6 protein-coding genes are annotated in these 7,790 nt (G+C 49.1%); 1 reads left to right on the top strand and 5 read right to left on the bottom strand.

From position 1 onward, the window contains the following. Nucleotides 1–265 precede the first annotated feature (265 nt). From DW039_RS14305 to DW039_RS14285, 5 genes are all read right to left on the bottom strand, one after another. Nucleotides 266–1,237, bottom strand: a complete 972-nt coding sequence (locus DW039_RS14305) for a hypothetical protein (protein ID WP_057089247.1) — start codon at nucleotides 1,235–1,237, stop codon at nucleotides 266–268. 228 nt (nucleotides 1,238–1,465) lie between these two features. Then, entirely contained in the window at nucleotides 1,466–3,040 is a 1,575-nt protein-coding gene (locus DW039_RS14300; RefSeq protein WP_005826320.1) for a peptide chain release factor 3, read from the bottom strand. Nucleotides 3,041–3,061: 21 nt separating this feature from the next. Then, nucleotides 3,062–3,916: a dTDP-4-dehydrorhamnose reductase gene (rfbD, locus tag DW039_RS14295; protein ID WP_044468347.1), complete on the bottom strand. Its 855-nt coding sequence runs from the start codon at nucleotides 3,914–3,916 to the stop codon at nucleotides 3,062–3,064. Nucleotides 3,917–3,990: 74 nt separating this feature from the next. Beyond that, the gene (locus DW039_RS14290) at nucleotides 3,991–4,536 is read right to left on the bottom strand and encodes a DUF4924 family protein (protein WP_057089248.1); all 546 of its coding nucleotides are present in this window, start codon (nucleotides 4,534–4,536) and stop codon (nucleotides 3,991–3,993) included. A gap of 51 nt (nucleotides 4,537–4,587) precedes the next feature. After that, a complete protein-coding gene (locus DW039_RS14285) occupies nucleotides 4,588–5,241 on the bottom strand; it encodes a LysE family translocator (protein ID WP_044468349.1) in 654 nt (217 codons plus the stop codon). Nucleotides 5,242–5,381: 140 nt separating this feature from the next. Here DW039_RS14285 and DW039_RS14280 point away from each other — a divergent pair, with 140 nt between their 5' ends. Further along, nucleotides 5,382–7,634 (top strand): family 20 glycosylhydrolase, encoded by a 2,253-nt coding sequence (locus tag DW039_RS14280; RefSeq protein WP_120382058.1) that lies wholly within the window; start codon nucleotides 5,382–5,384, stop codon nucleotides 7,632–7,634. Nucleotides 7,635–7,790: the final 156 nt, after the last annotated feature.

The raw sequence follows: 7,790 nt of genomic DNA, 5'->3' as shown, positions 1-7,790 counted from the left end.
TGTTCGCAGCGAAGATAGAGGTTGCAATCAATAGCCATTTTTTGACTGCTTACGTTTTACCCGATCCGTTCGGTCCATATACAATACCATTTTTTATGATACCGTCTTTGATAGCGTTTTTATGAACTCATAATTAGCCGGACTTGACAAATCCCACTTGAAGATACGGAAAAGGATTTCCGTAAAGAAATTACGGGCCCAATTTATCTTAATGCCTACCTAATAGTTTCATACCCTTGTTACTGTTGTCTTGCAATCCGAAATTTCAGACTTGACACACTACTGTATCCAACGTCTCTCCATCGGCAAACAGCCTGCCATCTGCCTGCATCATCCGTTTCTTCAGGCGAAACTTCTGCTGGGACACGGAAGCGGGAGACACGGCAATGAGCGTGGCAATCTGTGCATTGCTGAAGTGCAGGCGGATAAGCATGCAAAGCTGGCTGTCGGCAGGCGTAAGCTGGGGAAAGCGCAAGACAAGGCGTTTGGAAGCACCCTTGTATACTCTGTCAGTAAGCTTCTGCAAGTAGTCCCACTGGCTGTCCGCAAGGAATTTGGACTGGATGCGCAACTGCTTCACCACTTCGTCTGCGTCTATCATGGCAGAAGCAAGCGCCTGTACCTGCCCGTCGAGCATCCGGACACGCTCGCCCTCTTTCCTCAACAGTTCCAGTTCGCGGGGCACAGGGTTGTCTTCATACTCCTTGAGACGGGCACGGAGTGACTCGTTTTCCTTATCCAGACGGCTGCCATGTTCCATGAGGTTCGTCAGCGAGCTATGCACTTCTTCGCGCTCTTCGTCGGTCAGCGACATCTCCTTCAGGCATTCTTCCAGTTCCTCGCGCTCGCGTTCATTGTTGCGCAAGCGCTGTTCGTTTTCGCTCAAGGTGATAAGGTAGTTGCGGTGGTGGCGCTCTTTCTTGAACCGGACAAGGCTGAACAGCATAGCACCGGAAATGCTGAACATAATCACAGAAAACACTCCCCAGAAAAAACGTTCGTAACCACTGACCGACTTCAGCCGCACATGCCTGCGCTCCTTTATCTGATTGTATTCACGGTGCAAGCCGGAAATCAGGCGGACGGCCCGGACACTGTCGACAGCACCGCATTGCACCAACGAGTCAGCATGAGAAAGGGACTGTTCGTAGTCCATCAAAGTTCTATCGGCAGGTTTCGAGCAGGCTGTCAGCCCCAGAAGGAGAATCAGCAGGAGAAAAAGGAAGGTATGTTTCATCTTGAAATTTTGTGTTTATAATTTATAATAAGCAAGGTGTAAAATCGGTAAGGAACGAGCTTACTTCAACAGTTTTCATAATCAATGCATATTAATCGTTGCAGAAACAAAGGTAACACTTTCTTCCCACAATAAATAAAGAGGTACAAAGTTTTTCATTACTTTGTACCTCCTCTTTTTCTTCGACTTGCATCATTTATAGCCGTGAGTCAGCAAAAATCGTATAGCTTAGAACTCACTCGTAAAGTGGAACTTGATATGCTTGAAGTCCATCTGCGCCATCTGCAACACATATCCGCTGTCGGCCAAGAACACATCCCTACCCTCGCGGTCTTTCGCCATGTACTGGTATTTGCGCTTCTTGAAGGCTTCCAACTCCGCCGCATCATCGCTCTCAATCCAGCAGGCCTTATACAGACTGAGCGGCTCCCAACGGCACTTCGCACTGTATTCGTTCTCCAGACGATACTGGATGACCTCGAACTGCAACTGCCCCACCGTACCGATAATCTTACGCCCGTTGAACTGGTTGACGAACAACTGCGCCACACCTTCGTCCATCAACTGGTCGATACCCTTGGCAAGCTGTTTCTGCTTCATCGGGTCGGCATTCTCAATGTACTTGAACATCTCCGGAGAGAAACTCGGAAGTCCCTTGAAGTGAAGCGCCTCGCCTTCGGTCAGCGTATCGCCAATCTTGAACGTACCGTTATCCGGCAGGCCGATAATATCTCCCGCCCAAGCCTCATCGACAGTTGTCTTGCGCTGCGCCATGAACTGCGTAGGCGACGAGAAACGCATCGTCTTGCCATGACGTACATGCAAGTACGGGGCATTGCGTACAAACTTCCCGGAGCAGATTTTGCAGAAAGCGATACATGAACGGTGATTCGGGTCGATATTGGCGGTTATCTTAAAGATGAATCCGGTAAATTTAGGCTCTTCCGGCTCCACCTCACGCTCTTCCGCCTTCACGGGACGGGGACTGGGAGCAATCTCCACAAAGCAATCCAACAGTTCCTGCACACCGAAATTATTCAGTGCCGAACCGAAGAATACGGGAGCAAGCTCTCCTTTCAAGTATTCCTCCTTATCGAATTCGGGGTAAACACCGTCTATCAGTTCCAATTCTCCGCGCAGCTTGTCGGCCAGCTGGGCGCCAATCTGGTTGTCCAGCTCCTCGGTATGGATGTCTACTTCCACCTTCTCCGTCACTACCTGCTTGCTGGGCTGGTAGAGGTTGAGGTTATGCTCGTAGATATTGTAGACACCCTTGAAACGGACACCGCTCTCGATAGGCCACGTCAAAGGACGCACGTGGATGTGCAGTTCCTCCTCCAGTTCGTCCAGCAGGTCGAACGGGTCTTTGGCTTCACGGTCCATCTTGTTGATGAAGATAATCACCGGCGTATTACGCATACGGCAGACCTCCATCAGCTTGCGTGTCTGCGTTTCCACACCTTTCGCACCGTCCACCACGATGATAACGCTATCCACAGCCGTCAGCGTGCGGTAGGTATCTTCGGCAAAGTCCTGGTGACCCGGAGTATCGAGGATGTTGACCTTGTAGTCATGGTAGTCGAACTCCATTACAGAAGTGGTAACGGAAATACCACGCTGTTTTTCAATATCCATCCAGTCCGACGTTGCCGTCTTCTTTATCTTATTGCTCTTTACGGCACCCGCCACCTGGATTTGTCCACCAAAAAGCAACAGCTTCTCGGTCAATGATGTCTTACCGGCATCCGGATGCGCGATAATCGCAAACGTTCTCCGTCTCTCTATTTCGTTGTTATTGGCCATATATCAATTAGTCAGTAATAATCACTCTTCCAAATTCTTCATGCAGACGGCAAGGCTCGCCTCCCAATGGGGTATATCGATGCCGAATGTCTTCTTTATCTTTGTCTTGTCCAACACGGAATAATGCGGACGCGGCGCCTTGGCAGGAAACTCATCCGTATGCAGCGGGCTTACCTTGCAGGTCTTTATGCCGGCCAGGCGATGGATAGCCAACGTGAAATCATACCACGAGCACACACCCTCGTTGCTGAAATGATAGATACCGGGAACAATCCCCCGGTTGACAGCCGCAAAAATGGCACGTGCCAAATCATTGGCATATGTCGGTGTGCCTATCTGGTCGAAGACAACCCCCAGCGTCTCTCGCTCACGTCCCAGACGAAGCATCGTCTTCACAAAATTATTCCCGTAAATGGAATAGAGCCATGCTGTACGGATAATCATGGCACGGCTGCAATGCTTCATCACCGCCTGCTCACCTGCCAGTTTAGTAGAGCCATATACCGAATTGGGGCAAGTGTCCGCCTCTTCCGTATAGGGAGTGTGTCCGGTTCCGTCGAAAACATAATCGGTGGACACTTGTATCAAGGCAGCACCGCAAGCTTCGGCAGCAGCAGCCAGATAGCCAGGAGCGACATGATTCAGCTTGTCGCAAAGTTCCTGATTGTCCTCTGCCTTGTCCACCGCCGTATAAGCAGCGCAATTCACAATCACATCTATCCGGTTACCCTTCACAAACCTGTGCACAGCTTGTTCGTCGCAAATGTCCAATTCCTGCACGTCAGTGAAAAAATAAGCATGTTGTCCGTTTTCTTTCGACAACACTCGCATTTCATTGCCAAGTTGACCGTTGGCACCGGTTATCAGAATATTCATTTAATAAAGTTACACTTATATATAGAATGTTACGATGAACAATATTTTCCTTCATAATTATCAATCATCCACTATCAATTATCCATCAACTCCAGTTCTCCCCGCTTCTCCTTGTCATAATAGTTGGCAAGCAACGAGATGAAACCACTGATGGCCTCCATAGCCTTTGCCGTGCCCTGACTGATTTCCTTCTTCTGCAAGCGCAACAGCAGCACTCCATAAAGCGCCTCGAAACAAGTGTCTACCTCAGACTCCTCTTTCCGGCCGTTCTTCTGACGCAGTTCCACGATAAAAGGCAGTGCCTTGAAATAAGCCGCATTATAGAACGGATATTTCGTAGAAGCCAGCAATTCGCCATGCAGCTCCGTCAGATTCAGAATGACATTACGGTTGATTTGCAGATGCCCTTTTTCCATTACGCCTTCCGCACGCATCATACCTGCCAGATTTCCATACCATTCTTCCAGCGCAGGCCGTTCCTCCTCCGGATAGCGCAAAATGATGTTCTGGCGTATCCGGTCTATGTCACAGCCGTTGGCACGGAGCAAATCCTCCACCTGCCACATATATATAAGGTATTCGGCTATATTCTTCTCTTTCAGTTGTTGCGCAATCTTCACGATAAAATGTATGAATTATGATTTTTCACCTTCCCACTTTCACCTTTCCACTCAATACAGTGATTCACCCATCAGCGTAAACACCAGTCCCAGCACAGACACCACAATGACAATGCTCCCGATAATACGGTTCAGTATCCAGATACCTCGCAGGTTGAATTGTGTACGGACCTTATTGACAAAAAAGGTTATGCCAAACCACCAAGCCAAAGCACCCAATGCGATGGCCAGGTATCCGGTAACGGCCTCGAACACCAGCACACCCTCACTTACAAAAGCAAAGCGAGCAAAAAGACCTACAAAAAGGAAAATAATCAGTGGATTGGAAAGTGTGACGGCAAATGCCGTTATGAAGTTATGGAAATAGGAACCCTTATTGGTGGATACCGGCCGGATGGACTGTACCGGATTGCTGCGGAACGTATAAACGCCAAACGCCAACAGAAGAATGCTTCCGAAAAGTTGCAGGTAAAAGATGTTCTTGTTGACATAATCAAAAACGAAACTCATCCCGTAGCCCGTCAGCAAAGCATATGCAATATCGCTTAGCGAAGCTCCTATCCCCGTTACGAAACCATACCACCGTCCTTTATTCAAAGTACGCTGAATACACAATACTCCTACAGGACCCAATGGCGCGGACACAATGACGCCGATAATGAACCCCTTCCACAATATGTCAAATATGGTCTCTATCTGAATCATGGCTGCAAATATCGGACTTTTTTATGAGACGAACGAATAGTGTTAACGTTTTTTCGACGGAAAAGGATTTTAAGAAGTAAAGATTATCCATTTTACATATTATTCCGTATATTTACCTCCGAACTTAACAATACCCCCTTATGAAACGAATAAAAAAAACTCTAACACTCGTTTCCATGGCCGTCTTACTACTGACGGCATGCGAAGCCCCCAAGGAACTCGGTGTGGTTCCATATCCGCAGTATGCCCAAACAACGTCAAAAACAGTCGAACTGCCATCTACGGTAACCTTCTCGACCAATCTGGCGAAATCCGACATGAATGACCTGCTGGCCTATCTGCCGGACTTTGCCATCCCCATGAAGCTTGTCGACAAGAACCCTTTTGTAACGATAGAAATAACGGACGCAACGGATAATCCAATCGCTGCCGAAGGCTACAACCTGACAGTCAGCAAACAAGGTGTAAACATTCAGGCCTCCTCCGCAGCAGGTGCCTTCTATGGACTGCAAACCCTGGCACAACTTGCCCGTAACGGGAAGGAACTGCCAGTCACGACCATCAAGGACGAACCCAGATTCCCCTATCGTGGGCTGCACCTGGATGTTTCAAGACACTTCTTTAACACGGACTATGTCAAGAAACAAATAGACCTGGTAGCCACCTACAAAATCAACCGCCTGCATTGGCATCTGACCGACGGCGCCGGATGGCGGCTGGAGATTCCGGGCTATCCTCGCCTGACAGAATTCGCAGCCTGGAGAAAAGCCGCCAATCTGCAGGATTGGGGGAAATATGACCACCACTTCTGCGAGAAGGATGAAGAAGGAGCCTATGGAGGCTACTATACGGAAGCGGATGTACGTGAGGTTCTGGAATATGCCCGCTTGAGGCATGTCACCGTTATCCCCGAAATAGAAATGCCGGGACACTCGGGAGAAGTACTGGCAGCCTATCCACAGCTGTCCTGTACCGGCAAGCCTTATACATCCGGTGAAGTCTGTATCGGAAACGAAGAGACCTTCAAGTTCTTCGAAGATGTGCTGGATGAAGTGATACGGCTGTTCCCTTCCCGGTATATCCATATTGGAGGTGATGAAGCCAGCAGACGCCACTGGAAGGCATGCCCCAAATGCCAGAAGCGCATGAAGGAAGAAGGGCTCAAAGATGAAAGTGAGCTGCAAAGCTATATGATAGTCCGCATAGAGAAGTACCTCAACGACAAAGGGCGTGAAATCATCGGCTGGGACGAGATACTGGATGGAGGCCTGGCCCCCAACGCAACCGTCATGTCGTGGCGGGGTACGGAGGGTGGCATTGCCGCCGCCCGCATGGGGCATTACGCCATCATGACACCGGAGAGCCACTGCTATCTGGACCACTACCAGGATGACCCTGAGACACAGCCGCTGGCGTTTGGCGCCTGCATCCCCATCGGACAGACCTACTCCTACGACCCGGCTCCCGATTCATTGGGAAGTGATATCTGCAAATACATATTAGGCGTGCAAGGCAATGTATGGGCTGAATATCTGCCCACTTACGAACATGCCGAATATATGATATACCCACGCATCATCGCTCTGGCAGAAGTAGGCTGGACTCCCATGGAGAACAAGCATCCGGAGAGTTTCAAGAGACGTATCAACAACGAAATACGATACATCCGGACGAAAGGGTACAACCCGTTCACCTTGTCGGAACAAGTGCAGACCAGCCAGACCGTTGACTATGCCAAGAAAAAAATCATGCTGTCCCTCACCTCCGAAAAACATCCGATTGACATCCGCTACACAACGGACGGCTCCGAACCGACTGTATCTTCCAAGTTATACAAGAAACCGTTTGCCGTAAAAGACTCCATATTGCTGACCGCACGCCTTTTCGACGGAGAAAAGCCTATCGGAAAAAGCCTTCACCTGCGCACCGACTACCATAAGGGCATAGGCAAAAAGATAACCTATGCACCGGGCGGCAGATACTATCAGCATAAAGAAGTATACAAAGGCGGCGGTGACGCCGGTCTCCTCGACGGACTTCGCGGCGGCAAAAGCTACATGGACGGACGATGGCAGGGCTTCTGCCCCAATGATTTGGATGCCATTATCGACCTGGGCGAAGTGACCGCCATACATCGGGTCATGGCCAACTTCATGCAAATCCGTACCCCACAAGTATTTCTCCCTGCCAAAGTGGAAGTATGGGCATCTGTTGATGGCAAGAACTTCACCCTGCTGGGCAGTGATATCTGCAGCGAGGAAGAGGCCGGAAAGGACGTGATATTCCGTGATTTCGGCTGGATTGGCACCCCCACTGAGACACGATATGTACGCTTCCATGCCATACAAGGGAAGAAGCAATTCTTATTTACGGATGAAATCGTCATACAATAACACACATCCGGTTTTTATGAAACAGAACAAAAAACGCATACGAGTAAAATTGCATGCGTTTTTTGTTTTCCTTTTTTTCTCCTCCCCACCGATTTTACGTATCTTTGCCCCCAAGAAGAAAAGATGAAGATACTCAAAGAAGTAACTTCAATCGTA

Origin of the sequence: Bacteroides sp. AF39-16AC, assembly GCF_003602735.1 — a bacterium.
GTDB classification, from domain to species: domain Bacteria; phylum Bacteroidota; class Bacteroidia; order Bacteroidales; family Bacteroidaceae; genus Bacteroides; species Bacteroides uniformis.
Note: the sequence above shows the minus strand (reverse complement) of the source record. Positions and strands in the feature narration are given on the sequence as shown.